Raw genomic sequence first — 25,694 nt, forward strand, 5'->3', positions numbered from 1 at the left:
GATGCAGGTTGTTCGGGTATAATTTTTTATAACGAATCGTTTTTTGATTCCCAAACAACCCGAAGGAACATCATTCTGGTTGTTTGGGAATCATCAGCCCCCTGATGAACGGGCGGTGATACACACCACCCGTGACGATCAGAGCTCACTATCAAAAAGAATGCTCAGAAAAAGCTGGCCGGACTAACGTTTGGCACAGAATCCGACAGAGGAAATACTTGCACCAGCTGCAACAGTATCATTCCAGCTGACACCACTCAGAGTCAGGCTTGTACCGTCCTGAGACCATTTGGCGTTGTAGACATTACTGGCCGTGCCTTCGATATCAAGACTGACATTCCACTTCACGCTGCTTTGTCCGTTGTTGGTAATTTTCACATCAGCGCAATAGCCGGTGGTCCAGTCATCTTTAATGGTAAGTGATGCTGTGATCCCGCCGTCAGTTGACGGGGTATCACTGCTGGTCCTGGTGATGTCTCCGGCAGATGCGGTTAAATACAGCTTATCCAGTTTGGCACCATCTTCCCGGCGTAAAATCTGCAGGGTATGGTCTCCGGCAGCCAGGTCGCTGAATGTTGCAACACTGAGCGTTGCCCAGCCCGAAGTCAGTTTCTGGTTCTGAGACTTCCAGTCACCGGCATCCAGTTTGTAGTAGAAAGAATCGTCATCCGCCGTCGCCATATCAGCCCGGACTTTAAAGCCGACAGTGGCTTTTTCAGACAGAGTGAATGCTGCCGTTACCTGACCGGAAGCACTGTCTGAAGGGGAAGTCAGTACCTGATTATCATTATCCGGCCACATAATATACTGCTCACCGGAAGCATTGATGTGCGTTTTTGTCTCAAACGGCGCAAAGCTGCTCTGAGAACTGAAGTCTTCAAACTCAAAACTCAGCTGACTGTCTGCCGAAGGATAATTTCCGACTTCAAGCATTTTGGCGGCATAGCGTTTCCCCATTTCAATCACAGAGAAAGTGCTCCAGTGCAGGTGATCACTCCGGTCTCCGAGGACAGTCCCGTCAGGCATCGGACCGGAAGAAACCCAGTATGCATTCTCAATGTAATCCGGCAGGCGGTGAACTAACGGGTTATGCACCGTGGCACAACATCCGGTTCTGGGCAGCTCACCAGCAATGAACGGTACTTTGGCCGGGTCAAGATTCAAGTCTTCCCTTAAATGGGTCACAAGCTGGTTCACATATTCAATCCAGGCTTCCTGACCGGCATTACTCTCACCATGGTGGAAGATGATGCCTTTAATCACACCGACTTTCTGGGCTTTTTTCGCCAGATCTAAAATCCACTGATAAATCGGCGTGGTGCCGTTCACCACCGGTGCGCCGGTCACACTGCCATAAGGTGGTTTGCAGGTATCATAGTCTGCACAATTTGGCAGGTGAGCACGGATATCAGACCCGCCATAAGCCGCACCGACAATCCCGATCGTAATATCTTCGCCTTCGGCTTCAGCCATAGTAACCGCAAATGTATCCACCGGGCTCAGACCAATCGGACCAGACGTTCCATCCGGTTTCTCCCGGTTGCCTTCTTTACAGCGAATCACCGGCTGAAAGTGCCCGCGCCAGGTCCCGTAACCATATTCAGTTTCGTTACAGTCCTGACTCTGGAGCACTTTCACTCTCGGGTGAGAAATAGTTGTATCAGGCAGATGAGCGGCACCCTGCATATTGGACTGGCCCAGCGCCAGATAGATATGGAAATTCGGATCAGGTTCAGCCTGAGTGAATACCGGAAATAGCGCCATGCTCAGCACACCGGCCAACAGAGGTAATTTGTTCATATCTTGTTTCCTGTTTATTGGGTATATATAGCTAATAATGCATTTAGATGCATAACAAATTTGTTCAAAATAATATGAACCATATTTAATGCAAATCATAATCGATCAATTCATGAGCGGCTTCTCATACAGAAGTGTAAAAATGAGACAACAAACGATCTGAAAAACAAACGCCCCGGACTTCGGGGTAAAGTCCGGGGCACAATAAAGCAAATGAAGAGAACAAGCGTCTGGCATCAGTTTCCCTGCCCGTCTGCCACATCCGTCACAAACCGCGACAACGCCTGCAACAACACAGAAAAGCGCTGCGCCTCAAGATTTCCTTCCGACGGCATCACATAAGTCGCATTGATTTCAAGCTGAATGGCCGGTACACCGGCCTGAGCGGCAAATTTGGTAATCGTCTGATGGGATGACGCCGCAAACCGGTTGGAAGACAAACTGTCTATCCCGTCTTCTTTGAGCCGGTGGATCAGACGGTGGAGCAAACCGGGCTGCCCAAGCAGGGATTCGCCATTCATGGTCCCGAAATCAATGTCATAAGAGCGGAAAGGATGACTGCCATGAATGTCTAACAATAACACCGGAGTTTCTGCCTGAATCAAATCCGCCAGTGCGGCTTTAAACCCATTGTCATCATAATAATTTGGATCGGATGGCCCTTCATACGTGGTGTATATCACCGAAGCGCCGGTTTGTTCACCCAGTGCCAGCGCCAGTGCAGCCGTCCCGCCACCATCTGAAAAACGGCGTTTTCCCTCACGAAATGGCCGGGTCGCATGCGGTGCGGTAATAATCACAGGAATGGTGCCTTTCACGACTTTAAACCAGCTTTCCCCTTCAGGCAGCGCCACATTTTCCCGACTGTTTAACAGATTTTCGACCTGAATCGCCTGTGTGACCTGTGCCGGTGAAATAAGCGCACGTTCAGGCAGCGGCTCCGTACCACGCTTCGCCGCCACGGGCAGCGCCATCAGTACCGAAGCCGTCAAACATATGAGTGTGATGTGGAAGTATTTTTTGAAATTCATCAGGTCACCTGCTGCGTTGAAAGTTAAACATATGAAATCTATATGCACCAGATAATATATTCAAATGGTTTTATTTAAAATGATATATGAAAGGCATATTCACAATCACGAACAAATGAAACATAAATTTCACTTAGGGTGTATTTCATTTCGCATTGAGCCATAAAAAGCCGCTAAAGCGATGAATACAGAGACAGAAACAGGTCATTTTTAGAATAAAATTTTCGTTTCGATCACAAAATGGAAAAAACAAAACACATCTGTTAACATTATTTTAACTTTCGTCACAGTTAATAAACATGCAAACCGTTAGTTTTATAAACAGGGAACGCAAGACGCTCAACAAAATAAGATCGTTCCCGACACTGTGCCTTTCTCCACACGAGTTGGTTCAGCTCAGGAAAAAGCGCCGGTACAACATCCAATAACAACTCTCCGAGGCATCGGTAAAGTCTCTTCAACCAGGGGAACGAGAATATGAAAGGATTTTTGAAAATTGTCACTTACGCAATTGCCGCAATGGCATTTCTGACAGGCACACAGGCTATTGCCAAAGAGCCCACCATTATCGTTGTTACACACGGACAGGCATCCGATCCATTCTGGTCGATTGTCAAAAACGGCGCGATGCAGGCTGGTAAAGACATGCATGTCCGCGTGCAATACCGGGCACCGGAAACTTTTGACATGGTTCAGATGGGCAACCTGATCGAAGCGGCGGTAAACCAGAACCCGGCCGGTATTGTCGTCTCCAACCCGGATCCGGAAGCACTCGGTCCTGCAATCAGCAAAGCCGTGAATGCAGGCATTCCGGTCATTTCGATTAACTCGGGTATGGGAGCCGCTGAAAAGCTCGGTATTAAACTTCATGTCGGACAAGACGAATTCACCGCAGGTAAAGCAGTCGGAGAAGAGCTGAAAAAACTCGGCAGAAAACAGGTGATCTGTGTCAACCAGGAAGTGGGGAACGTTTCTCTGGATCAGCGTTGCCGCGGCGTTTCCGCCGGATTTGGTCAGGAAGTCAAAGTCTTGCCGACTACGACAGATCCGTCTGAAACACAATCTAAAGTCCGGGCGGCACTATCAAGTAATACAGCCATTGATACGATTGTCGGCCTGAGTGCGCCACTTGTGGGTGAACCTGCGGTTGCTGCGGTAGAAAGTATTGGACAGCAGGCTCGTGTCAAGGTCGTCAGCTTCGACCTTTCTGCGGGTTTCCTGAAAGATGTCTCAGAAGGAAAAGCACTGTTTGCGGTTGACCAGCAACCATTCCTGCAGGGCTACCTGCCGGTGTCTTTCCTTGCACTAAACGCCAGCTACAAAACAATTCCTGCCGGAAATGTCCCGTCCGGGCCAAGTTTTGTTACTCAAAAAGATGCGGCCAAAGTCATCGAATTATCAGCAAAAGGTATCCGGTAGTCAGCACGGGTCACGCCGTGACCGCTTTGCAGAAAGTGATCACGGCAGACTCCGTCAACTATCGTTCCCGACTGGCTTTCCAGAAATGACTACGGAGCAGGAGCACAGATTATGAGTTCAATTTTATCTACATCGACCAAGGCGGATACGCCAGCAGAACCGGTCAAACAGGTTCAGAAACCCTCACCCGCTTCAGAAAAACCAGCCGGTGATGAACGGGTTAAAAAAGTGTCGCTGATCACCGCACTGATCCGGCGTCCTGAATTAGGTGCGATGACCGGACTGATTCTGGTCACAATTTTCTTCCTTATTTTTGCTGATTCCGCCATGTTTACCCTGTCCGGGTTCATGAACTTCATGGTACCGGCCTCTCAGCTGGGAATTCTGGCTATCGGTGCTGCACTGCTGATGATAGGCGGAGAATTTGACCTGTCACTCGGTTCAATGGTGGCCTTTGCCGGTCTGATCTTCGGCACAGCACTGGTGGTGCTCAACTTACCGCTCGGCCTGGCATTGATTGTTACTTTCGCCTGTGCCGTCGCTTTCGGCATGCTGAATGCACAAATCGTGTTGAGAACAGGCCTGCCCTCTTTCATTGTCACTCTGGCTTTTCTGTTCATTCTGCGCGGACTGACGCTGGTTGGATTAAAAATGGCCAGTGGCGGCTCTACCCAGCTGCGCGGATTCCGTGAAGCCGCCAGCGACAGCTTTCTGGTCCATCTGTTTTCAGGCAATGCCTTTACCGGACTCTTCAGCTGGGCGGCTGATCAGGGCTGGATAGACAAATTCCCTAATGGCACACCAATGGTCACAGGTGTTCCGGTAGAGATTCTCTGGTTCCTCGGCCTGACAATTCTCGCAACCTGGGTTTTACTACGCACACGTTTTGGTAACTGGATTTTCGCCGCAGGCGGCGACCCGAAAGCCGCACGTAATTCAGGGGTTCCGGTCAATCAGGTCAAAACCGTGTTGTTCATTTTTGTTGCGGTATGCGCAACCTTAGTGGCAGTGTTAACCGTGATGGATGTCGGTTCAACCGATGCCCGGCGTGGTTTCCAGAAAGAGTTTGAAGCGATCATTGCAGCCGTAATCGGCGGATGTCTGCTGACCGGTGGCTATGGCTCTGCGATTGGTGCTTTCTTCGGTTCGATTATTTTCGGCATGGTCATGATTGGTCTGAGTTACACCAATATCGATCAGGACTGGTATCTGGTCTTCCTTGGCGGCATGTTACTGCTGGCCGTCATCTTCAACAATATTGTCCGTAAACGTGTCACAGGAGAGCGATAAGATGAATGCAGCAATTTTTACTCCCCCGAAAACACCGCTGGTGGAAACGCGCGGTCTTGTGAAACACTTCGGCCACATCATTGCGCTGAATGGTATTGACATGAAAGTCCACGCGGGCGAAGTACTTTGCCTGCTTGGTGACAACGGTGCCGGTAAATCAACGTTGATCAAAACATTGTCGGGCGTGCATTCCCCCACCAGTGGTGAACTGCTGGTCCGGGGAAACCCGGTCCGGTTTAACAGCCCGAGAGATGCCTTAGATGCCGGTATTGCCACGGTTTATCAGGATCTGGCGATGATTCCCCTGATGTCGATTACCCGGAACTTTTTTATGGGCCGGGAACCACTCAAACAGAAGTTCGGCCTGAAATATATCGATATGAAGCTGGCCAATGAAGTCACTCACGATGAGATGCAGAAAATCGGCATTGATATCCGTGATCCGGAACAGGCGGTCGGCACCCTGTCCGGTGGTGAAAGGCAGTGTGTTGCCATTGCGCGGGCGGTTTATTTTGGTGCGCAGGTGCTGATTCTGGATGAGCCGACGTCAGCTCTGGGTGTTGCGCAAACTTCCATGGTTCTGAAATATATCAATCAGGTCCGCGGTAAAGGGCTTGGGGTGATTTTCATCACCCACAACGTCCGTCATGCCTATGCGGTCGGCGATAATTTCACCATCCTGAACCGGGGACAGACACTCGGCACCTATAAAAAATCTGAGATCACGACAGATGAACTACAGAATCTGATGGCAGGCGGAAAAGAGCTGCAAACGCTGTCAGAAGAACTCGGCGGCACCATCTGATCAGGTCGGTCAAAATCCGTCTGTAACCTGATACGCTCCCGGAGCCGCCCTGCGCCTTCCCCCTGTGTGACAGACTGCTCCGGTTTCACCGGAGCTCTCCGGGAGCTTCTTTGCAGCCATGCAGTGGATAAAGGGCATGTTTATCTTCATATCCCCTGCTTTGCGTGGGCAGTTTTACTCACCAGCTGGCCCGGCTTATAAAACATCACCACATTACCAAACAGAATCAAAATCAGCCCCAATACCGCGGATTGCGTCCAGACATAGCCTTCATAAACCGTTGAAATACCCAGCGCGACCAGCGGAAACAAGACCGTCGCATAAGCGGCTGCGCCGGTGCCAATCCGCCCGACCAGCGCAAAATAAGTCCCGAAGCCAATCACACTGCCAAACACCGCCAGATAAACTAACGCACCGACATAACTGGCGGAGGCATCAAAGCGGAATGGCGTTTGAGTCAGCGCAATCACACCCAGCATGGTACAAGCCCCGTAAAACATCGCATAAGCGTTGGTAGAGAGGACATCCAGCCCTTTTTTCTGATGGCGTGCCGTAATGATATTGCCAATAGAAAAGCCATAGGTTCCCAGCAGACACAGGCCAATACCGTACAACGTTTCTGTGGTCAGCTCCTGCGCCATCAGGCTTTCCCAAAACAGACTGATAATCCCCAAAATGCCGAAACTACCGGCTATCAGGAGCTTGCGGGTCAGACGCTGGCCGAGAAACATCACGCCATTGATGGCGTTAAACAGAATCGCCATTGAGAACAGTACCGACTCCAGACCGCTGTTGATATAGTGATTGGCTGAATAAAAACATAAGAAGTTAAAACAGAACACACACATGCCCTGTAACACACAAAACAGGTGATCCTGACGCTGAATCCGGCAAAGCCGCCCGGTGATTTTCAGCCCGCCAAGTAACAGGACAGACGCAATGGCAAAGCGGTAAAAAATCGAGATCATCACCGGCACCTCACCAACCTGCATAGCAATCGCATACCAGGTTGTGCCCCAGATTAACACCGTCACACCATATAAAAGACCATTCAAAGCCGTACCACTGAACATACATTCTTCCTTAAAAAACTGATTTACCCTCCGATTGTGAATGACCACAATCCGGAAAGATTGCAGCCAATTGCCGTAAAATTGCATATTCTTGCGGTTTTGCTCTCCGGTAAAGAGAAGCTGTGATTCTGATATCTCCGGACAATCTGAAGACGCACAGTCCGGCTCACGCCCTGCCGGTGAGTTCGGGCTAATCAAAAGGACCGGTTTCTGCCAGCAGCCGGATGAGCGGATCAATTTTATCTTCCGCCGTATTCCCGTAACCAATCACGGCACCGCGCCATTCCCGTGACGGTGACGCGCTAATTTCATAATCACTGAGCGGCCGGATAATCAAACCGGCCTGCCTTGCCAGACGGCACCAGGTCTTCTCATCCAGCCCCTGATACCATTTCAGTGTGATATGAAGCCCAGCAGCCTGACTGATAATCTGCATCCGCGGGCCAAAGTGAGTGCTGACGGCCCGGCAGATTGTTTCGTATTTCATCTGATACAGTCGTCTCATCCTGCGGATATGACGTAACAGGTGACCTTCCTCAATCATCGCCGCAACAGCAGCCTGAGTGTGGCCCGGAGAATCACCGGTGAAAGCGTCCTTGAGCATCACACACCGTTCAACCCATGCCTCAGGAACCACCAGATAACCCAATCTCAGTCCGTTAAACAGAATTTTACTGAACGACCCGATATAACCCACACAATGGGCTTTATCCATTTGTGCTGCCAGCCCCTGCAAACTGGTATAGGGCCGGTGTGCAAACTGAAATTCACTGTCGTAATCATCCTCAATGATCAGACGCTGCCCGGATGCCGCCCACTCAATCAGCCGGATGCGTTGTTCGGTATTCAGTGTGGTTCCCATCGGATACTGATGGCTTGGCGTCAGGTACACCAGCCGTGCCTGACTGTTCAATACATGCTCAACATCCACCCCGCTCTTTTCATAAACCGGCAGGGGTTCAATCGTGTGACCAAGCACCTGGATCACCCGGCTCATCCGGGTATAACCCGGCTGTTCCATTAATACCGTCTGCGGATGAGGTAGTGCCGTCATTAAAGCGATGGACAAAGCCTGCTGCGCCCCGGATGTAATGATAATTTGCGATTCCCGGCAGCGAACAGCCCGGCTCGTTGCCAGATAATGCACCAAAGCCCGCCGCAGTTCAGGATCTCCGCGGGGATCCTGATTTCCCATTAAGTGCCTGCGTTCCAGTTGCCTTTGCAATATCAAACGCCACTGCTGACCGGGAAATGCAGCTAAATCAGGCACACCGGGCGCAAAAGACTGGTTCACGTCCGGAACCGGCTCGGTCACATTACTGACCGCCGGTAAAACCAAATCCGGTTCGGCAGAAAAATGTTCAGGCAACTGAACCGCCACATAAAAACCAGAGCGGTGGCGGCTCTCAAGATAGCCTTCTGCTGTCAGCTGTTCATAAGCGGATGAAATGGTATTGCGGCTCAGGCCGAGGCTTTGTGCCAGCTTCCGGGTTGACGGTAACTTGCCACCTCTCGGCCACAGCCCTGAGATAATCTTATTGCGAATCGCATGGAACAGCTGCGCCTGACGGGTTTTCCATGTCGGATCCAATTGCAGATCACCAATGTCAATCCAGACCATTCTGGCTCCTTTATTATTATCAAACTGGCTCTCAATACCATACCAGTTTAATTTTAAAGTCGCATCAGTAGTGATTCATATCCAAACAACCTGAAGATGCAGATTTCAGTGAGATTTGTCTGATCCGGATAGTTTCCGGATGAGTATGACAACACAGACCAAGGAGCAATGATGTTATCAGCAACCCCCAGAACTCAAATCAACAAAGGCCCTCACAAAGCGGTTCAGTCACAGGATGCCCTGCACCGGATTATCGATGAATCCATGGTGGCGCATATTGGCCTGATTCAGGAGCATGGGCCGGTCGTCATTCCGATGCTGGCCTGGCGGGTGGATGAACATATTTATATTCATGGTGCTAATAACAGCCGTTTAATGCGTCATTTCAAACAGGGAAACCCGGCCTGTCTGACCTTCACTCTGTTTGATGGCTGGGTGCTGGCACGCTCAGCCTTTCATCACGGTGCGCATTATCGTTCTGCGGTGGTATACGGCAACTTCACCGCTGTCGATTCAGAAGCAGAGAAAGATCGCTTACTGAATCATTTTATTGAGCAAATCGCGCCGGGACGAACAGCAGATATCCGCTTAAGTGACCCAAAGGAACTCGCAGCTACCATGGTATTAGCGATGCCACTGACAGAAGCATCCGTGAAAATCAGCAATAAAGGGGTTAATGATGATGAATCGGATCTCAGCCATCCTGTCTGGGCAGGCGTTATGCCTTACCGCACAGTTGTCGGGCCATTACAGCCAGCACCGGATTTAGCTCCCGGTATCGAAACGCCGGACTATAGTGCCGCCTATGCAAAACACTGGAAAGACGGTTGCAGGGATGTATGAGATTTTGCCGCTCGTTCCCATGCTCCGCGTGGGAATGCAGATCCGGACCTGAAGCAGACAGCTCACTCCCCTTATTGCCGCCTGATACAAATCCACTGCAATGAAAAAGGTGAATCAAACCAGCTACCACAGCCAAAAGCTTCCACCGTCCCGCAGACCCTTTTTTCACCCCCTCTGTAACTCATTGATTTTATATACCAAAAATCAGGCACTCAAAAAAGGGGGTTTGCAAAGTTTTCAGACGCAGCCCTGTTGCTTTCTGGCCTGAGCCGCTATACTGCAACGATTCACTGCCGTATAGGCAGCTTAGAAAAGCAGGTTGGCAGCCTGCCGGTGGTTGAGCGTATTCACTGCCGTATAGGCAGCTTAGAAATTCATACTCAGCGATTTCATACCCTTCCCAGCATTCACTGCCGTATAGGCAGCTTAGAAAAATAAGGAGCATCTTTGCTTGCTTCTTTCCACGTTCACTGCCGTGTAGGCAGCTTAGAAAATCGAGATCAGCTAACCCGGCGATCAGACTTTGTTCACTGCCATACAAACGTCAAACACTCATTCCGGCGCTCAACTCAGCGGATGCTGAGTGACATCCATCCGCTCATGCAAGACCCGGACAATATCAATATGGGTCGCTGTTATCTGGTAAAGCACAATATGATGCCTGAAATGATAGGCACGCAGGCCGGAAAAAATATAACCGGCTGCCCGGCCAAGTTCGGGCATACCCGCCAACACAGACAATTTTTCAGCCAACTCTCTCAGGTAACGATCTGCCTGACGACGCCCCCACTTATCACAAGTATATTGCCAGATGTCGAGCATATCCTGACGGGCCAATGGCCGGATAAAAGGAGTGACACTCATACGTCGGCGCGTTTTCTGGCTTCACAAAGCAGATCTTCTACGTCAAACGGCGCTGGTTCACCGCTTTCAAGTCCGGCATTGGCTGCGCTGCGAAGCGCAATTAATTTCGCCTGATAGACTTCATCCTGCTGCATTTTTAACCGTAATGCTTCACGAATCACTTCACTGGCGTTGTTATACATACCGGTATCCAGTTGCTGCCGGATATAGTCTTCAAAGACAGAACTTAAGTTTACATTCATCAGTCGTTCCTCCCAGGTTCATCCTATCTTTATGTCTGATATTGTCAATATTAGACATATATTTAACCCAAGGCGACTTTCGGCCATATCGGAATGATACTTCAGACCCTTTTGCAGCTCGTTCCCATGCTCCGCGTGGGAATGCATATCCGGACCTGAAGAAGGCATTCAACTCATTTCCCTTATCGCCGCCTGATACAAATCCACTGCAATGAAAGAGGTGAATCAAACCAGCCACCACAGCCAAAAGCTTCCACCGTCCCGCAGACCCTTTTTTCACCCCCTCTGTAACTCATTGATTTTATATACCAAAAATCAGGCACTCAAAAAAAGGGTTTTTGCAAAGTTTTCAGCCGCAGCCCTGTTGCTTTCTGGCCTGAGCCGCTATACTGCAACGGTTCACTGCCGTGTAGGCAGCTTAGAAAACAAAGGGCGGGCGCTGGGCGTTAATCTTCTTGTTCACTGCCGTGTAGGCAGCTTAGAAAGTTCAGTTTGATTTTGCTCCCGTTCGCGACAAGTTCACTGCCGTGTAGGCAGCTTAGAAATTGAAGAGGCCGCGTCAATGGCCGGGTTGCTGGTTCACTGCCGTGTAGGCAGCTTAGAAATGATTCATGGACTTAAATCGCTCAACGGCCAGGTTCACTGCCGTGTAGGCAGCTTAGAAAACTGACTGATTTCCCCCTGTTGCGCTGAGCAAGTTCACTGCCGTGTAGGCAGCTTAGAAAACCAAAAGCCAGAAAAATTTTCGTCAACTATTGTTCACTGCCGTGTAGGCAGCTTAGAAAACCACGTCGGACTTTATCAAAGCCTCTTACGAGTTCACTGCCGTGTAGGCAGCTTAGAAAACATCAAAACCAACCGGACATAGTGGCTCTCATGTTCACTGCCGTGTAGGCAGCTTAGAAAAATGGGGGGCTGATGTTCCTCGGAACCCGGACGTTCACTGCCGTGTAGGCAGCTTAGAAAACTGAAAATAAATCCATGATGAGTCCCGGTACGTTCACTGCCGTGTAGGCAGCTTAGAAACAGGAGCAAAACCCCGGTCTGATTTATCTGACAGTTCACTGCCGTGTAGGCAGCTTAGAAACTCAAAGTAACGAAAGGCTTCCATTTCAGATTGTTCACTGCCGTGTAGGCAGCTTAGAAAGATATGGGCGGTTAAATGTGCCAATAGTTCGAGTTCACTGCCGTGTAGGCAGCTTAGAAAATAACAGGGCACGTGGTACACACGCGATTGACGTTCACTGCCGTGTAGGCAGCTTAGAAAATTTCAATCGCTGGCATGAGTGCATTCTGAATGTTCACTGCCGGATAGGCAGCTTAGAAACGGAAGAACTTGAAGCACTGCTTGACTCAATTGTTCACTGCCGCACAGGCAGCCTAACCACGCCAACTTAACAAAACATAACAATCATCCTTGATTGAATAGCGCTGGGTTGCTTAACATAAGCGCCCGGTTTTACAACAAGGACAGCACCGTGGTACAGGAATTCTCCCCCAGCGAACTCAAAACCATTCTCCATTCCAAACGTGCAAATCTGTACTACCTGCAACACTGCCGGGTTCTATTTAACGCCGGGCGGGTGGAATATCTCACCGATCAGGGCAAAGAAAGCCTGTACTGGAATATTCCGATTGCCAATACTACCGTGATTATGCTCGGCACCGGAACATCCATCACACAACCAGCCATGCGGGAACTGGCCAAAGCCGGCGTATTGGTCGGGTTTTGTGGCGGCGGAGGAACGCCTTTATATGCTGCCAATGAAGTTCAGGTCGATGTTTCGTGGCTGACGCCACAATCCGAGTATCGCCCGACAGAATACCTGCAACAATGGTGCAGCTTTTGGTTTGATGATAAAAAACGCCTTGAAGCAGCAAAAATGCTCCAGCGGGAACGGCTGAAACAGATCCGTACCCACTGGCCGTCTCTGCAAGATCCTGAAACCTTTGCGATTAATACTGACCGGCTGGAAACCGCCCTGAAGCGGTTTGAAGACAATCTGGACAACTGTCATACCACGCAAGATCTGCTCTCTCTGGAAGCCACGACAACAAAAGCACTCTATAAACTGGCCTGTGATGGCGTGCAATATGGTGAATTTACCCGCTCAGAACGAGGCAACAGCACCGACATTGCTAACCGCTTTCTCGACCACGGCAACTACCTCGCCTATGGCTTAGCTGCCACGGCCTGCTGGGTGATCGGCCAGCCTCACGGGCTGGCAGTACTGCATGGAAAAACCCGTCGCGGCGGACTGGTGTTTGACGTGGCAGATATCATCAAAGATGCACTGGTACTGCCACAGGCATTTATCGCGGCGATGGCCGGGGATGATGAACAGGAATTTCGCCAACGCTGTCTGAATCAGTTCCGCAAAGGGGAAGCACTGGATGTCATGATTGACACATTACAATCGGCAGCCACACAACTGGCGGCGTACTGAAAATGAATGTGTTAATCATCTCTGAGTGCAGTAAACAGGCACTGACCCAAACCCGGCAAATACTCGATCAGTTTGCAGAGCGGAAAGGCCGTCGCACCTGGCAAACTCCGATAACCGCCGAAGGGCTGAAAACCCTGAGAATGCTGCTGCGCAAGCATGCCCGGCGCAACACTGCCGTTGCCTGTTACTGGATCAGGGGGAAAAATCACACAGAGCTGATGTGGACTGTGGGTAACCGGCGAAAGTTTAATGCAGACGGCACCGTACCAACCAATATCACCCAACGGGATATTCTGCGCAGCGGCGATGAAAACCCAATGAACAGCATTCAGGCCGCCGCCCTGATGGCAGGAATTGCCGGGCTGTTTCATGATTTTGGTAAGGCAAATCCGCTGTTTCAGGCCAAATTAGAACGCGGCAGCGGATCAGAACCTTACCGCCATGAGTGGCTCTCCTGCCAGTTGTTCATTCTGTTTGTCGGCCAGAAAAGCGATCAACAGTGGCTGGAACACCTGACCCAAATCACCGGCTCAGAAAATATCAGCTTCCCTGCAAGTTTTGATGCCGAAAACCTGACAGGTTTTCATTCCCTGCCAACCGTTGCAAAAGCGGTCGCCTGGCTGATTCTGACGCATCACCGGTTACTTTACGATCACAGCGAACAACAACATGCCTTTGATCAGGTGGACAGTTGGCTTGAAAACACACCAGACGTCAAATGGAATGCACTCAATCATCGAAAATTTACCGACGCGGAGAAGAAACTGTGCCTGACTTTCCCTGCCGGCACCCCCATTCAAAGCCGGACCTGGCGGCGCAAAGCGGCGGCGCTGGCAAAACGGGCACTCAATACGCCAAAACTCTCACACTATGCCACGATTGATCAGCCCTTTCCCCTGCATATTGCCCGGCTGACACTCATGCTGTCCGACCACTGCTATTCGGCCGGACCGGTAACATTGCACTGGCAGGACAGCCACTATCCCGTCATAGCCAATACAGACCGTAAAACCGGGCAAGCCAAACAACAGCTGGATGAACATTGTGTCGGCGTCGCCCATCATGCTTACCTGCTGACGCGCATTCTGCCCCGGTTACGTTCGACGCTGCCTTCCCTGCCACCGATGAAAAAGATGAGACAACCCGGTACTTTGCCTCAGTTTCGCTGGCAGTATCACGCTTACCGGGAAGCCGAAGGTCTGGCAGAGTTATCACGGCAGGCAGGTTTTTTTGGCGTCAATATGGCCTCCACCGGCAAGGGAAAAACCTTCGCCAATGCCAGAATTATGGCCGCGTTATCAGACCCGCAACAAGGCTGTCGTTTCAGTGTCGCACTGGGGCTGCGCACGCTGACGCTGCAAACGGGTGACGCATTACGTCAGAAACTGAATCTGGAACAAGAAACCATTGCGGTACAAATTGGTTCTCAGGCCGTGCGCGATCTCTATGATCACCAAAAGCAACCGGAGATGCAGGTTGGAAATCACGGTAGTGAGTCATCCGGCGCCTTTGATGAACTCCCTGAAGTGATTTACGACGGAGAAATCGACAACCTTTATCTCAGTGAATGGCTGAAAGCCAGAGGCAACGCGCACAAACTGGTGAGTGCACCGGTTCTGGTCAGCACGGTTGATCACCTGATCACCGCTTCAGAAGGCATTCGCGGCGGGCAGCAAATCGCACCATTACTGCGCCTGCTGACCAGTGACTTGGTTTTGGATGAACCGGATGATTTCTCGCTGGAAGATGACCCGGCGCTGGGGCGTCTGATCTGGTTTGCCGGGCTGATGGGCTCACGCGTATTACTTTCATCTGCCACGCTAACCCCGGCACTGGTGACCCATCTGTTTGCCTGCTATCAACAAGGGCGGCAGGCATTCAACCGGGTCACCGGGGAGCAGAGCACACCCGCGATTCCCTGCGCATGGTTTGATGAATTCAGCACTCGTTCAGCGCAATGCGGTGATGAACAAGCATTCAAAACAGCGCATCAAAGTTATGTTGATCACCGGATTGAGCAGCTTAAGCAACACGCACTACCGCTCCACTTACCCCGGTGGCTGACACTCAAATCAGTCAGTGACAAAGAAATCTCTCCCGCAGCACACATGGCACATACCATTTATCAGGGCATCTGTGAGCTTTCTGCGGCGCACAAAACACGCCATCCAACACAAACGCAGACGGTTTCCTGCGGCATGGTCAGAATGGCAAATATCGAGCCGCTGGTTGCCATTGCCCGGCAGCTTTCTGAATTGCCTGCACCCGATAACTGCCGGATTCAGTACTGTGTTTATCACAGCCAGCTGCCACTGGCACTGCGGGCTTATCTGGAACACCGCCTTGATCGCCTGCTTCAGCGCAATGCTGATGCGCCGCAAGCCCTGTTTGAGAATGAAGAGGTGAAACAGGCATTGCTTGAGCATCAGGAGCAACATCATATTTTTGTTGTTCTCGCCTCTCCGGTGATAGAAGTCGGACGGGATCTGGATTTCGACTGGGCGATTCTTGAGCCCAGCTCACTTCGATCATGGATTCAGGCCGCAGGCCGGGTTCAACGCCATCGCCGGATGGTGCCGCAACAGGCCAATATTTATCTGCTCAACCGTAATTATCGTGCATTCACCCGGCAAAATCTGGCGTATACCAAACCGGGATACGAAACAGACCGATCATTTCAGATCACCGGCAATGGCAATGCCGTGAACTGTCTCAGACTAGCTGAACATGATCTGGCCGCTCAGGTGGATCTGACCACACTTACGCCACTAACCGCGGTTCCCCGCTTAATGGCACCGCCACTGAAAGCACTCCTTGATGTGCCCGATTATCATCTGCCGTGGCGGCCAAAAAGCTGGCTGACCCTCGAACATGCCGCCACCATGCTCTCACTCAACAGTGATTTACGGCCCTGGTGGCAACATCAGCATGCGCATCTGTTTGGCCAGTTTCAGCGGCAAACCCGCTTCCGGAAAAGCCGGCCAACCGTCGATTATCTGATGATTCCTGATGAAGAGAGCGGCGCTCTAAGGCTACAGGAGTTTGACTCACAGGATCAGCAATGGAAAGAGACCGTTCAGCTGAAACCCTGGCAACAAACAGGAACGACACCGGACAATTCTGCCCGTGGCATCAGCTTTTGGGGAACCGCACCACTGACGGACATCATCGATTCGCTTGCCGATCAGTTTGAGCTGAGCACGTTGGAGGCGTATCAACGCTTTTCCCGCATCACACTTGATAAGCCCGGTAACAAAACAGCAGGCAAGCCATGGTTTATCGACCCGGTGTTTGGGGTATTTCGTGGCAGGGAAATGTAAAAACCCGCCGAAGCGGGTTTTTGGAGCTGCCTGTTCGGCAGTTAATTCATTACTATATCGTAATATTTTCTAAGCTGCCTATACGGCAGTTGCCAGAATCTTACCTTTCATTTTGATCTTGTCAATGAAGCAGATTTTTAAATTCTTATCGTAATATGGTTGAATTTATGAAGCACAGCGATATAATCATAATCAACAAGAAACATATGAAAGGATGTTTCTATGGAAACGTTTTTAATAAAATGTCTTGAAAAAATGTGGATATTGATAAAAGCAAAAGGAAATCAATTCAATAATACACACAAAAGATTCTATTTAAATTTCCATAAAATAAAAATATTACTGATTTTTATTCATCTGATTCGTAAATACTTTGACAACTAAAGGAATATAATGATTTCTGATCAAATCCGCGCCTATATTCAGTCCCGTTTTGAGGCCAAGCGGGACACGGAAGACAAGGCATTTGATAAAAAGCGGTCGGCTGCCACCTCGCCCTCCGACCTCGATGCCGTTGAAGCGGCCTACACTGAAAAAATTGCCCGGCTTATCCATGATTACACGCCTGCCGTCTGGCTGGACAGCGCCGCCAAACGCGCCAAACAGATCAGCATGGCCACCCATGTGATCAAGCTGGTCAACAGCAGTGCCAAAGGCACCAGCCTGATTGCCGGTGAAAGCCGCCATGACCCGCATTATCTGGATACCAGCGCATTAGAAAACCCGGTGAAAGATGTGTCGGGCAATGCGGCAAGCCTTGATGTGGCCGGGCTGCTGCAACTGACAGAAGATTCAGGCAAGTCTCTGCTGAACTACCTGCAAGCCAATGACTTTTCTCCCCTCGCGCCATTTACCGTTGATGAAACGCAGTTGCAAAGCTGGGGGCAAGGTCTGAAACAGGCATTAGAGGATCAGGCGCCCGCCAGCCATACACTGGGCAAACAGGTTTATTTTCCTGTCGCTGACGGAACCTATCACCTGCTGGCCGTTCTGCCCTCCTCCGCCCTGATACAAACAATTGATGAAACCATTCAGCATTGCCGCTTCAGTCAGGCGATGAAAGAAGCCAGAGATGCTAAAAAAGCCAACCATCTTTATCCGGATCCGGTAGTTACGTACCCCAATCTGGCTTTAATGACTGCCGGAGGTTCCAAACCTCAGAATATTTCCCAGCTCAACTCACAACGTCGCGGAAGATGCTACCTGCTACCAGCCACACCGCCCAAATTACGGGAAAAACTGCTGCCGCCACTGCATGTGGAGAGCCTGTTTCATCATGGTGCGGTCTTAACTGCAACCCGTCCAATCATTAAGGAAATGGTGACTCATCTGAAAGAGATGCACCAAAACAACGTTGACAGCACGCTGCCGCACCGGGACAAAATACGCGATTATATCGACCAAACCATTGATGCCATCTCCGGTATCGTCGGCCAGTGGCAGCGCCTGCCAGCGGGTTGGAGTGATGAAGCTGAAACCCTCTGGCCGGAACACAAACGCTGGGCAGATCCAAACCATCCGGAATGGGATATTCATGATAAAAGCTGGCACAAAGCGCTGCCAAAACAATTTGCTCAATGGCTGAATGATGTTTTGAATGGCTATAGCGCCAAATCATTTCTCTTTGCCGGGGGCGATCAAAGCTACTGGAAAAAGTTTTTCAAACAGTGGCGGGATCAGTTCCGGTTCGATAGTTTCACTGGTCTGAGCATAGCTTCAGACGCTGAGCCGGACGAAGCAGAACAGCAACAGAGTCAGACAGCACCCAAACAAACCAGCAACTCTTACGCCAACAGTTCGAACGCTAACAGCACGCAGGGAAATACGGGTGAAACCTATCTGGTGCTGAAGCGTATTCAGGTCACGCAGGCCAATGCCGTCGGCGGGCTGACTTACGGCTTCCCGGCCATCACCCATTTTCTCGGTTATGTCCATGCCTTGTCCCGCAAACTGTCTGCCGCACACGGCATCACCCTGTCAGCCACCAGTGTGGTCTGCCATCATCATCAGATTCATGCCTACAGAGCTGCCGGTTACGAGCCTTATATTTTTGCCCAAACCCGCAACCCGTTAACCCATGAGGGAAAAACCGCTCCTATCAATGAAGAAGGCAAAATGAACATGACGGTTTCTCTGGTGATCCGGGCACAGGGGCTGAACCTGATCAATGATGAGCAACACCGTGATCAGTGTAAAGCTATCCAACAACTGGCAGAAAGACACCGTTTAGCCGGTGGCAAAATTACGTCCATCGACGGCTGTTACATCACCACACACCATGAGCCGGTAAAAGTCTTCCGGCCGTTAATGCCGGGCACGATTCTGGTGGACCGGGCCCCATTACTGGCAACAGAAGCCCCCGATCCGACGCAAACTCTCAAGCGATGGCTGAAAGTCTCCTCTCTGACCTATGTTTCAAAACAGGTGCCGGTGAAAGAAAACAGTGAAGAGACCCAAATTGACTGGCAACAAATTGATAAAAACAAAGGTTGGCTGGTGCCCTTCATGGTCGGCTATAAACAGATCAGCCCTCTTTATCCGGCCGGTGAAGTGGCGAACATGCGCGACCTCAATACGCCGGTCAGCTTTGTTGAACCGATTCACAGTATCGCTGAATGGATCAGAAGACCCAGCCGGATAGAAACACTCGGCAGTGTCATGTGGTGCTACCACGATGACGCACCTTTTTATGCCTGCCGCAGCGAGCAAGCGCAAACCCTCTCCTCCGACGACCTGATTGATATTATTTAACAAGGATTTTTCCATGAGCAAATTACAAACGCCTTCTGTCCTCGCATTTGAATCTAAATTAGCCTGCTCCGATGCCAAATTTGAAGCCGGTTTATGGTCAGATAAAAACACCAATACCGAATGGAAGCCGGTTGCTGTGACCGAAAAATCAGTTCGCGGCACCATTTCAAACCGTTTGAAAGGTGCCAAAGCCAGTAAGCTGGATGCAGAAATCGAAAATGCCAACCTGCAAACGGTCGATACCGCCGCGCTGCCCTTCGATACCGACACCCTGAAAGTGACTTTTACCCTGCGGGTATTGGGTGATTTATCCACGCCATCCACCTGTAACGGTCCTGAATACCAATCCACACTGGCTGGTAAAATCCACCAATATGTCACTGAGTACGGTTTTCAGACACTGAGTCTCCGCTATGCAGCGAACCTTGCCAATGGCCGTTTTTTGTGGCGCAACCGGGTGGGTGCCGAGGCGATTGAAGTTCGTATCCATCATCAGGAGCAAACATGGACGTTTAACGCCTATGATTTCAATCTGAAATCGTTCGATCAGCCCACAGAAGCGGTTCAAACCATTGCCGGAGTTATTGAGCAGGGATTACTGGGAGAACAGGCAACGCTGCTGACCATCGAAGCGTTTGTTCAGTTTGGTGCCGGGCAGACGGTCTATCCGTCTCAGGAGCTGGTTTTAAATGCCGGGAGTACCAATAAGAAAAGTAAAGAGCTCTATTCACTGAGTGAAAGCATTGATCGTCAGGCCGCCATGCATTCACAGAAAATCGGCAATGCCCTGCGCACTATCGACACCTGGTATCCACAAGCGGATGAATCCGGATCAATTGCCATCGAACCTTATGGCAGTGTCACCAACCGGGGGATTGCTTACCGCAAACCCAAAGAGAAAACGGATTTCTACACCCTGCTGGATCAGTGGATGCTGAAAGATAAAACGCCCACAGAAGCAGAGCAGCACTACATCATGGCCATGCTGATTCGTGGTGGCGTATTCGGAGCGTAAAGATGGACTATTATCTTGATATACGGGTCGAGCCGGATCTGGAAGTGACCGCACCGGCACTGCTCAATAATCTGTTTGCCAAGTTCCACCGGTTTATGGCGCAGTCGGTTGCCGGTGAAGTTGCGGTCAGTTTTCCGGAATATGGTCGCCGTGAGCAAAGCCGGAGCAAACCCGGAAAACCGACAGCACCGACCGCAGGCCGGGTATTGCGGTTGCATGGCTCGCAGACCGCGTTGGATCATTTGATGACCTTGCCGTGGCTCAAAGGGTTACGTGACTACACGCAGATCAGCGATTTACTGCCGGTGCCGAAAAATATTGAAGGCTACCGGACAGTTTACCGGGTGCAAAAGAAAAGCCCGCATAATCTGCGCAAACGAGCGGTTGCCAAAGGCAGAATGACGGAAGCCGAAGCATGGCAAAAGATCCCGGATGAGAATCAGCAAGTGCTGAAACTGCCTTATCTGCAGTTACAAAGTCTCTCCAATCATCAGGTGATGCGGATTTTTATTGCACTGGGGGAATTACAACGCGAGCCGGTTGACGGGATATTTTCCAGTTATGGGTTGAGCCGTGAGGCAACCGTGCCGTGGTTTTAGGTTTCCCGGAGAAGTAACAACACTGAAGCCGGAGAACGCAGAATAAAATCTCCCGGCTTCAGACCCTTTTTTTCAGCCCCTCGTAACTCATTGATTTTATATACCCAAAATCAGGCACTCAGAAAAAGGGTTTTTGCGAAATTTTCAGCCGCAGCCCTGTTGCATTCTGGCCTGAGTCACTATAATGCAACGGTTCACTGCCGGATAGGCAGCTTAGAAAGTTATCTGCAGACAGCCATTCATCATGCAAATGTTCACTGCCGGATAGGCAGCTTAGAAATCATAGTCCAAACTACCAGGATACCAATCTTCGTTCACTGCCGGATAGGCAGCTTAGAAAGTTGTAACCATTGACCTGGTTTCCTTCCCACAGTTCACTGCCGGATAGGCAGCTTAGAAAGGTCTCGACAGCTCAAACCATTATTCAGAGGTGTTCACTGCCGGATAGGCAGCTTAGAAATCCATTAATGCGGTCTGCTCCTGACCGCTGTTGTTCACTGCCGGATAGGCAGCTTAGAAAGGCAGAATCATCAATATCAGTTACAACCGGAGGTTCACTGCCGGATAGGCAGCTTCGGAATATTTTCAGACCGGGAAGAGATAGACCGCTCGTTCCCATGCTCCGCGTGGGAATGCATATCCGGACCTGAAGAAGGCAGCTCATTTCCCTTATTTCTGCCTGATGCAAATCCACTGCAATAAAAGAGGTGAGTCAAACCAGCTACCACAAACGCGGCCAAATCGCATGTTAAAGCATCCGGCTTCAGTGGCATCTATGGTGCGCCAATTCGCTTCGCTGACCCAAGCAGCCCAAAAATTACATATTCTTGCGGTTTTTATTGAGTGCTTCCTCAATCAGGCTGGTCTCAGTGGCGGATTCCACGTAGACTAAACTTCCGGCAGGTCAGGGAGAGATGTTCGTTTTATGTCCGAATCCGTTTACCAAATGCACCAGAATCTGATCCAAACCAACGCAAACCTGCGTGATTCTGTGCGCCTGGAAAATGGTACTGAGCTGGTCTCCTGGTTTAATCAGCAGGACCGGGTTCTGGTGCAAAACTCTGATCACCACACCTTAAGTTTATATGTCGATGGCGGCTATGAATCATTCCTGAAAACGCCGGAAGGCTGGAAGAACGGCGGCGGACCAGACCGGCTGTGCCTGATGCCGAAGAATCATGTTTCCGAATGGGATATCCGCGGCCCGCTTTCTTTTGTACATTTTTATTTCACCGATCAACATCTCACTGAGGTGGCGGAAAAAGTCTGGGATAAGAGCCCGGCGGGACTCAGCGTGGATGAACACATCTTTAATAATGATCCACAAGTCACTGCCATTTATCGCCAGTTCTTCCTGAATTGTCAGTGGAGCGAAAGCGCCGATCGGATGGCCATCAGCGCTGCGGTATCGCTGTTATTCACCCATTTAGTCAAACATTATACGCATTTCCGCTGGGCGCCGGTTCAGGTCAAAGGCGGACTGGCACCTTTCCAGCTTGCCAGAGTGAAAGAATTTGTGGAAGCGAACCTCAGTGCACCGCTTCAGCTGTCCGACTTATCTGAGCTGGTCAGCCTGAGCGAATATCACTTTGCGCGGATGTTCAAACAGAGCACTGGCGTCTCTCCGCACCAGTATGTGATGCAACAACGCTTAAACCTGGCACAGCGGTTACTGCAACACTCGACAATACCACTGACAGAAATCGCCCTGCAGTGCGGTTTCAGTTCTTCGAGTCATTTTTCCAACCGCTTCAAACAGGCCAGAGGAGAAACACCACTCACCTATCGCCGGAAAACAGCCTCCGGTTCAGTTGATTGCTTTTCCTGATTTGGGGATGAACCAGCCAGAAAACCATATTGGACAAACAGCGATGAAAACACTTCATCAAGATATCCAGATAACCAGATAACCAGATAACCACCAGTAAAACACAAACCAGACAAGAACAATCGACCATGACAACACCAAAACAGCGCCAACAAATCAGTAAATTTTTAAGTTTTGTACTACGCCATAAGCCGGAAGCCATTGACCTGACACTTGACCCGAATGGCTGGGCGGACATTGATGAGCTGATCACAAAAGCCAATCAATCCGGACAGACCGGAACACTCGACAGGATGGCGATTGAAGACGTCGTCGCGACCAATGATAAAAAACGCTTTATGCTTTCTGAAGATGGCCTGCGTATTCGTGCCAGCCAGGGACATTCGATCAAAGTGGATTTACAACTCGAACCAGCCCTGCCGCCGGAGCTGCTCTATCACGGCACTGCCAGCCGCTTTGTGGAAAGCATTATGCAAGAAGGTCTGAAACCGCAGCAGCGGCATCATGTTCACCTGTCGCAGGAAACAGCAACTGCGCATGATGTGGGGCAGAGATATGGCAAACCCGTGATTCTGACGATTCAGGCAGGTCTGATGCATCAACAGGGTTGCCGGTTCTACCGATCAGACAATGGCGTGTGGCTTACCGATCAGGTGTTGCCGGAGTTCATTCAGCCAGCGCCTCAAAATTCCTGATTCATCTTTTCAAAACAGCTCAGCAGCACCTGCTCATGTTCCGGGTCAATGTTTCTCATTAAATCCCGGACTAAGTCCAGATGCAGCTGATTGTGCTGGAAATAGATATCTTTCCCGGCCTCCGTTAATGTCACCACAATCGCCCGGCGATCATCGGGATGCGGGCAGCGGATGATCAAATCAGCCCTGACCAGTTTTTCAATCTGAACCGTCAGCGTCCCGGTGGTGATCCCCAGTTTCTGCGCCAGCTCTTTCATTCTCAAAGCACCGCAGGTACCCAGCACTTCAATGGTATGAATCTGTGCCAGAGAATAGCCGGTTTCTTTCACAACAGACATCTCCCAGGAAGACATCTTGTCGTAAAACTCCGTCAGCATCCGGTTCAGTTTTTCCAAATCATTCATCATGTAACATTATGTATTTCAAGGGTGAGATGATGGATTCTATCAAATTTGCTTAGCATTTGTTTATAGTCGCTGACAGATTTCTCTTCACCAGATTCAATCGTGATCGCGGCTGAATAATGGTGGCCGCTGATTTTCCAGATATGCATATCTTTGACAGTGGCAAATGGTGCCAGCGCATCGGCGATGGACTTTCTGTATTCAGTCTCTATGCTTTCGTCCAGCAGGATCGGACTGGTTTGTTTTATCAGGCCGAATGTCCATTTACTGATCACCACCGCGCCAACCACGCCCATCAGCGCATCAGACCAGTACCAGCCATAATATTTACCGAAACATAATGCCACGATGGCTAACACGGAAGTCAATGCATCCGCCAGCACATGCAGATAAGCAGCACGCAGGTTGTGATCATGATGGTGTTCATGATCGTGACTGTCCTGATGCGCATGTTCCTCATGAGAATGTGTGTGCCGATGAAAATGTTCATGGGTATGTCCGTGAGAGTGCCCGTGATGATCATGATCGTCATGCAGCAGAAAGATGCTGACGATGTTCACAATTAATCCAATCACCGCCACCATAATCGCTTCATTAAACCGGATGTTTTCCGGATGAAACAGGCGATCCACCGACTCAATCAGCATTATCAGGGCAACAATTCCCAGCGCGATTGCACTGGTATAGCCGCCCAGCACACTGACCTTTCCGGTGCCAAACGAGAACCGGTCGCTGTCTGAATATTTTTTAGCATACCGGTAAGCAAACAGGGTGATAGAAAAGGCTGCGGCGTGTGTCCCCATATGCCAGCCATCAGCCAGCAGGGCCATCGAACCAAAAACAGTGCCGGAAGTAATTTCAACCACCATAGTAACCAGTGTCAGTAAAAGCACATAGAAAGTGCGGGTCTCTCCCTGATGATTATGTGCCGAAAAATCATGACGGTGTTCAGTTGTATATTGCAAAATAGCACTCACTTTGTTTTGATAATCAAAATATTTGATTTAAATTTAATTTGATAATCAAACAATGTCAATACAATGAGACTCGCTGGCAAAGATTTATTCCGGCATGACAGTTATCTCAACCTGTCACCGGGATGAAAAAATGAAATGTATACCCAGCCAACCTGAAGATACAGGTCGCCCGGGTATAACACTAAAATGATCTACAGTTGAAAGAATTCCAGCACAACCCGATCGGGATATCGTTTTGCCTGACAGGAAAAGACATGCCGGGTCAGCCAGCGATATTTATCGCTGTAGACCTCAAACGTCGGTGTGGTTCTGAAGTAATAAAGTTCCGGATCGATAAAAGCGCCACTTTTCACCTGTTCAATATACGCTTCAGGAACCGTCCGGATCCCGTTATTTTCAATATACAGCCCTTCTCCATCGTCCAGCCGGATGGCATATCTGGCGGATAATTCACAGACCCCATCCGGGCGAATGATCTGGCTGTCGATGCCACCAGGCAATACAGTCCCGTTGATGTGCTCACCGGATAACTGACCTGACAAAATCGGGATCAACTGCCTGCGTCCGGCAGTCTCATCCTGTCCGACTAAAATGGGTTGATCAACTTTGACACTAATTTCGAATACTTTTTTCATCTTGTATGCACTTCTGGCCAATAATACCATCCTGA

Annotated in this window: 20 protein-coding genes and 2 CRISPR repeat arrays; of the genes, 11 read left to right on the forward strand and 9 right to left on the reverse strand. The window is 50.1% G+C overall.

Going from position 1 to position 25,694, the window contains the following annotated elements; translation table 11 throughout:
- Positions 1-183 precede the first annotated feature (183 nt).
- Positions 184-1,800 (reverse strand): sialate O-acetylesterase, encoded by a 1,617-nt coding sequence (locus tag OC443_RS23700; protein WP_073584071.1) that lies wholly within the window; start codon positions 1,798-1,800, stop codon positions 184-186.
- Between the two features lie 236 nt (positions 1,801-2,036).
- Positions 2,037-2,831 (reverse strand): N-formylglutamate amidohydrolase, encoded by a 795-nt coding sequence (locus tag OC443_RS23705; RefSeq protein ID WP_083601661.1) that lies wholly within the window; start codon positions 2,829-2,831, stop codon positions 2,037-2,039.
- 477 nt (positions 2,832-3,308) lie between these two features.
- Here OC443_RS23705 and OC443_RS23710 point away from each other — a divergent pair, with 477 nt between their 5' ends.
- The 3 genes from OC443_RS23710 (at position 3,309) to OC443_RS23720 (ending at position 6,345) form a co-directional block, all read left to right on the forward strand.
- Positions 3,309-4,250: a sugar ABC transporter substrate-binding protein gene (locus tag OC443_RS23710; RefSeq protein WP_073584073.1), complete on the forward strand. Its 942-nt coding sequence runs from the start codon at positions 3,309-3,311 to the stop codon at positions 4,248-4,250.
- Between the two features lie 111 nt (positions 4,251-4,361).
- On the forward strand, positions 4,362-5,540 hold the full coding sequence (locus OC443_RS23715; protein WP_083601662.1) for an ABC transporter permease: 1,179 nt from the start codon (positions 4,362-4,364) through the stop codon (positions 5,538-5,540).
- Position 5,541: 1 nt separating this feature from the next.
- A complete protein-coding gene (locus OC443_RS23720) occupies positions 5,542-6,345 on the forward strand; it encodes an ATP-binding cassette domain-containing protein (RefSeq protein ID WP_073584075.1) in 804 nt (267 codons plus the stop codon).
- 146 nt (positions 6,346-6,491) lie between these two features.
- Here the strand turns inward: OC443_RS23720 and OC443_RS23725 are convergent, their stop codons facing one another.
- Together OC443_RS23725 and pdxR are read right to left on the reverse strand one after the other, a co-directional pair.
- On the reverse strand, positions 6,492-7,418 hold the full coding sequence (locus tag OC443_RS23725; RefSeq protein WP_200796940.1) for a DMT family transporter: 927 nt from the start codon (positions 7,416-7,418) through the stop codon (positions 6,492-6,494).
- A 190-nt stretch (positions 7,419-7,608) separates the two neighbouring features.
- The gene (gene pdxR / locus OC443_RS23730) at positions 7,609-9,039 is read right to left on the reverse strand and encodes a MocR-like pyridoxine biosynthesis transcription factor PdxR (RefSeq protein WP_073584077.1); all 1,431 of its coding nucleotides are present in this window, start codon (positions 9,037-9,039) and stop codon (positions 7,609-7,611) included.
- A gap of 171 nt (positions 9,040-9,210) precedes the next feature.
- On the opposite strand from pdxR, the gene OC443_RS23735 reads away from it, so the two are divergent.
- Complete coding sequence (locus tag OC443_RS23735) at positions 9,211-9,882, forward strand: pyridoxamine 5'-phosphate oxidase family protein (RefSeq protein ID WP_073584079.1); 672 nt, start codon at positions 9,211-9,213, stop codon at positions 9,880-9,882.
- 564 nt (positions 9,883-10,446) lie between these two features.
- On the opposite strand, the gene OC443_RS23740 is transcribed toward OC443_RS23735, so the two are convergent.
- Positions 10,447-10,746: a type II toxin-antitoxin system RelE/ParE family toxin gene (locus OC443_RS23740; RefSeq protein ID WP_073584081.1), complete on the reverse strand. Its 300-nt coding sequence runs from the start codon at positions 10,744-10,746 to the stop codon at positions 10,447-10,449.
- Positions 10,743-10,988, reverse strand: a complete 246-nt coding sequence (locus OC443_RS23745; RefSeq protein ID WP_073584083.1) for a type II toxin-antitoxin system ParD family antitoxin — start codon at positions 10,986-10,988, stop codon at positions 10,743-10,745. Before OC443_RS23745 ends, OC443_RS23740 begins: the two co-directional genes overlap by 4 nt.
- A gap of 397 nt (positions 10,989-11,385) precedes the next feature.
- Positions 11,386-12,315: direct repeats of the CRISPR family, unit length 28 nt; unit sequence GTTCACTGCCGTGTAGGCAGCTTAGAAA.
- A 151-nt stretch (positions 12,316-12,466) separates the two neighbouring features.
- Between OC443_RS23745 and cas1f the strand changes: the two genes are divergently transcribed.
- The 7 genes from cas1f (at position 12,467) to OC443_RS23780 (ending at position 23,643) form a co-directional block, all read left to right on the forward strand.
- A complete protein-coding gene (gene cas1f / locus OC443_RS23750) occupies positions 12,467-13,435 on the forward strand; it encodes a type I-F CRISPR-associated endonuclease Cas1f (protein ID WP_073584085.1) in 969 nt (322 codons plus the stop codon).
- Positions 13,436-13,437: 2 nt separating this feature from the next.
- Positions 13,438-16,755 (forward strand): type I-F CRISPR-associated helicase Cas3f, encoded by a 3,318-nt coding sequence (cas3f, locus tag OC443_RS23755; protein ID WP_073584087.1) that lies wholly within the window; start codon positions 13,438-13,440, stop codon positions 16,753-16,755.
- A gap of 393 nt (positions 16,756-17,148) precedes the next feature.
- Positions 17,149-19,506 carry a type I-F CRISPR-associated protein Csy1 gene (gene csy1, locus OC443_RS23760; protein WP_073584089.1) on the forward strand — a complete coding sequence of 786 codons (2,358 nt, stop codon included), beginning with the start codon at positions 17,149-17,151 and terminating at the stop codon, positions 19,504-19,506.
- 13 nt (positions 19,507-19,519) lie between these two features.
- On the forward strand, positions 19,520-20,521 hold the full coding sequence (gene csy3, locus OC443_RS23765) for a type I-F CRISPR-associated protein Csy3 (RefSeq protein ID WP_073584091.1): 1,002 nt from the start codon (positions 19,520-19,522) through the stop codon (positions 20,519-20,521).
- 2 nt (positions 20,522-20,523) lie between these two features.
- The gene (gene cas6f, locus OC443_RS23770; RefSeq protein WP_073584093.1) at positions 20,524-21,120 is read left to right on the forward strand and encodes a type I-F CRISPR-associated endoribonuclease Cas6/Csy4; all 597 of its coding nucleotides are present in this window, start codon (positions 20,524-20,526) and stop codon (positions 21,118-21,120) included.
- Between the two features lie 192 nt (positions 21,121-21,312).
- A CRISPR array of direct repeats spans positions 21,313-21,700; the repeat unit is 28 nt; unit sequence GTTCACTGCCGGATAGGCAGCTTAGAAA.
- A gap of 345 nt (positions 21,701-22,045) precedes the next feature.
- Positions 22,046-22,948 carry an AraC family transcriptional regulator gene (locus OC443_RS23775; RefSeq protein WP_073584097.1) on the forward strand — a complete coding sequence of 301 codons (903 nt, stop codon included), beginning with the start codon at positions 22,046-22,048 and terminating at the stop codon, positions 22,946-22,948.
- 128 nt (positions 22,949-23,076) lie between these two features.
- Positions 23,077-23,643: an RNA 2'-phosphotransferase gene (locus OC443_RS23780; protein ID WP_073584099.1), complete on the forward strand. Its 567-nt coding sequence runs from the start codon at positions 23,077-23,079 to the stop codon at positions 23,641-23,643.
- On the opposite strand, the gene OC443_RS23785 is transcribed toward OC443_RS23780, so the two are convergent.
- The 3 genes from OC443_RS23785 to OC443_RS23795 form a co-directional block, all read right to left on the reverse strand.
- Positions 23,631-24,047 (reverse strand): MarR family winged helix-turn-helix transcriptional regulator, encoded by a 417-nt coding sequence (locus OC443_RS23785; protein ID WP_073584269.1) that lies wholly within the window; start codon positions 24,045-24,047, stop codon positions 23,631-23,633. The genes OC443_RS23780 and OC443_RS23785 overlap by 13 nt on opposite strands.
- On the reverse strand, positions 24,047-25,012 hold the full coding sequence (gene dmeF / locus OC443_RS23790; RefSeq protein ID WP_073584101.1) for a CDF family Co(II)/Ni(II) efflux transporter DmeF: 966 nt from the start codon (positions 25,010-25,012) through the stop codon (positions 24,047-24,049). Before dmeF ends, OC443_RS23785 begins: the two co-directional genes overlap by 1 nt.
- Positions 25,013-25,215: 203 nt before the next feature.
- Complete coding sequence (locus OC443_RS23795; RefSeq protein ID WP_200796941.1) at positions 25,216-25,659, reverse strand: DUF3237 domain-containing protein; 444 nt, start codon at positions 25,657-25,659, stop codon at positions 25,216-25,218.
- Between the last annotated feature and the right edge of the window lie 35 nt (positions 25,660-25,694).

The organism is Vibrio quintilis, from assembly GCF_024529975.1.
Classification (GTDB): Bacteria; Pseudomonadota; Gammaproteobacteria; order Enterobacterales; family Vibrionaceae; genus Vibrio; species Vibrio quintilis.

What these genes read in the sequence shown, in the direction of transcription:
- cas6f (WP_073584093.1), top strand. Translation starts at nt 20,524, where the DNA reads ATGGACTATTATCTTGATATACGGGTCGAGCCGGATCTGGAAGTGACC.
- OC443_RS23775 (WP_073584097.1), top strand. Translation starts at nt 22,046, where the DNA reads ATGTCCGAATCCGTTTACCAAATGCACCAGAATCTGATCCAAACCAAC.
- csy1 (WP_073584089.1), top strand. Translation starts at nt 17,149, where the DNA reads ATGATTTCTGATCAAATCCGCGCCTATATTCAGTCCCGTTTTGAGGCC.
- OC443_RS23715 (WP_083601662.1), top strand. Translation starts at nt 4,362, where the DNA reads ATGAGTTCAATTTTATCTACATCGACCAAGGCGGATACGCCAGCAGAA.
- OC443_RS23705 (WP_083601661.1), bottom strand. Translation starts at nt 2,831, where the DNA reads ATGAATTTCAAAAAATACTTCCACATCACACTCATATGTTTGACGGCT.
- OC443_RS23700 (WP_073584071.1), bottom strand. Translation starts at nt 1,800, where the DNA reads ATGAACAAATTACCTCTGTTGGCCGGTGTGCTGAGCATGGCGCTATTT.
- csy3 (WP_073584091.1), top strand. Translation starts at nt 19,520, where the DNA reads ATGAGCAAATTACAAACGCCTTCTGTCCTCGCATTTGAATCTAAATTA.
- OC443_RS23710 (WP_073584073.1), top strand. Translation starts at nt 3,309, where the DNA reads ATGAAAGGATTTTTGAAAATTGTCACTTACGCAATTGCCGCAATGGCA.
- OC443_RS23740 (WP_073584081.1), bottom strand. Translation starts at nt 10,746, where the DNA reads ATGAGTGTCACTCCTTTTATCCGGCCATTGGCCCGTCAGGATATGCTC.
- OC443_RS23795 (WP_200796941.1), bottom strand. Translation starts at nt 25,659, where the DNA reads ATGAAAAAAGTATTCGAAATTAGTGTCAAAGTTGATCAACCCATTTTA.
- OC443_RS23745 (WP_073584083.1), bottom strand. Translation starts at nt 10,988, where the DNA reads ATGAATGTAAACTTAAGTTCTGTCTTTGAAGACTATATCCGGCAGCAA.
- OC443_RS23735 (WP_073584079.1), top strand. Translation starts at nt 9,211, where the DNA reads ATGTTATCAGCAACCCCCAGAACTCAAATCAACAAAGGCCCTCACAAA.
- pdxR (WP_073584077.1), bottom strand. Translation starts at nt 9,039, where the DNA reads ATGGTCTGGATTGACATTGGTGATCTGCAATTGGATCCGACATGGAAA.
- OC443_RS23785 (WP_073584269.1), bottom strand. Translation starts at nt 24,047, where the DNA reads ATGAATGATTTGGAAAAACTGAACCGGATGCTGACGGAGTTTTACGAC.
- OC443_RS23720 (WP_073584075.1), top strand. Translation starts at nt 5,542, where the DNA reads ATGAATGCAGCAATTTTTACTCCCCCGAAAACACCGCTGGTGGAAACG.
- OC443_RS23780 (WP_073584099.1), top strand. Translation starts at nt 23,077, where the DNA reads ATGACAACACCAAAACAGCGCCAACAAATCAGTAAATTTTTAAGTTTT.
- OC443_RS23725 (WP_200796940.1), bottom strand. Translation starts at nt 7,418, where the DNA reads ATGTTCAGTGGTACGGCTTTGAATGGTCTTTTATATGGTGTGACGGTG.
- cas3f (WP_073584087.1), top strand. Translation starts at nt 13,438, where the DNA reads ATGAATGTGTTAATCATCTCTGAGTGCAGTAAACAGGCACTGACCCAA.